Genomic DNA, 1780 nt, shown 5'->3' on the forward strand with positions numbered 1-1780 from the left:
CTTCTACTTATCGGCAAAACTGCGCCAGACTATAGCCAGTTCAGGCGAAAAGCCAATTTAGCCCATGCCGGGCGCGTCTACAGTCAGTGAAGATCTCGTCCAGACATGGCTAATGAAACGAACATTCCATCGGTAAAACCGACCACCCTCCAGGCGTGGGTCAAGCTGCTCGACAGCGTCCGCCTGCCCGTGCCGCAAGAGGCTCACGACAAAGTCTGCCGGGCAATCCGCGACAACCGCAGCTCGCTGCGCGACATCGCCGACCTGATGCAGGACAGCCCGGCGCTGGCCTTGAGCATCATCCGTGAGGCCAATCGTCACACCCACGGCACGATGGCTGCGCCGGCGGAAAATCTTGAGGTGGCAATCAATCGCCTGGGCCTGGCCCGTACCGAAGAACTGCTCGCGCGCCTGCCCGCCGAACCGCACATGCAGATCCCCAAGGCCCTGCGCCAATTGCAGTTGATCAGCCAGCATGCGACGCAACAGGCCAACGGTTTTTTCGCCAGTCGCCTGGCACGGCTGTGGCAGGACATTCATTGGGGCAGCCTGTTGTTCCTCTCGCCGCTGTGGCCGTTGGCGCTGACCTATCCCCAGTTGCTCGAAGAGTGGGAATTGCGGGTGATCCACAAGGGCGAATCGGCACGTGTGGTTGAAAAACAGTTGTTCGGCGTGCGCCTGTTGAAGATTGCCGAGGCCCTGGTGCATGCCTGGCACCTGCCGATCTGGGTCGAGCAAGGCTACAAATTGCTGCTCAGCGAACAACGCGAACTGGTCAAAGTGCTGCGCATCGCCCGTGACAGCGAACACCCGCTGCGCCAGCAGAACCGCCTCGACGATGACCCGACGCTACGGCGCTGGCTCAACCAACCGGCGAATACCGTGCTGCTGGCCAACGGCCTGGCGCTGTCGGCGCAACAGGCCTGGGACAGTCCGCACAGCAAACGCTGGCAGTACCTGACCAGCCTGTACCTGCAAATCTCGATGGACGAAGTGCAGCAGCAGTTGCACCAGCAAGCGGCGAACAGCGCACGTCAGCATGCAATGCCCGATCTGTGGCACCCGGCAGTTTCGCTGATCTGGCCGTGGGGCAGCCGTCGCTTGCCTGCCGGCATGCTCCCGGCAGCAGCACCCAATTCGGAAGATCTGGGCCAATGGCGTCGGCAATGCGCCGAGCTGCTCGCCGAGCCCAGCCGCTTCACCAACGCGATGAGCCTGACCGTCGCTGCCCGCGAGGCACTGGTGGCCAGCGGCATGCGCCGGGTGATGATTCTGATGGCTGACCGCACCCACTCCACCCTTCGCGTGCAGCAAACCGCTGGCCTGCCGAAGGACGCGGCGGCGCTGAGTTTTGTCGTCAGCCAAAGCAAAGTCCTGCAGCGTCTGCTCGCCCAGCAGGCACAGGTGCGAATCACCCCGGAGAACAACGCCCAGTTCTCCGCCTTGTTACCCGCGGGGTTGCGCACGCTGTTTCGCGGCGAGCATCTGTTCCTGCGTTCATTGGTCAACAATGGCCGGGTGATCATGATTGTCGTCGCCGATCAGGGCGGCGGGCCGTTCGCCGACATCACCGTGCAGGCCTTCGGCAAAACCGCGCAGTGCATCGAAAAAGCCCTGCACAGCTTTAGCAGCCGCGGCCAATGAGCCTGCGCTACAATCCTCCCCTTTGTGCTCTGGAGACCTCACATGTCTGACTTCTCTGGCTTGCCGCTCGTCATCGAGCCGAGCGACCTGCTGCCGCGCCTGGAGTCCCCGGAACTGATTCTGGTGGACCTGACCA

General features: G+C 62.5%; 1 protein-coding gene. It reads left to right on the top strand.

Annotated elements, in window-relative coordinates; translation table 11 throughout:
• Positions 1 to 105 precede the first annotated feature (105 nt).
• Positions 106 to 1644 (top strand): HDOD domain-containing protein, encoded by a 1539-nt coding sequence (locus tag V6M61_RS04830; protein ID WP_065615495.1) that lies wholly within the window; start codon positions 106 to 108, stop codon positions 1642 to 1644.
• The last annotated feature ends 136 nt before the right edge of the window (positions 1645 to 1780 follow it).

The organism is Polaromonas sp. (assembly GCF_036676035.1).
Taxonomy (GTDB): Bacteria; Pseudomonadota; Gammaproteobacteria; order Burkholderiales; family Burkholderiaceae_C; genus Polaromonas.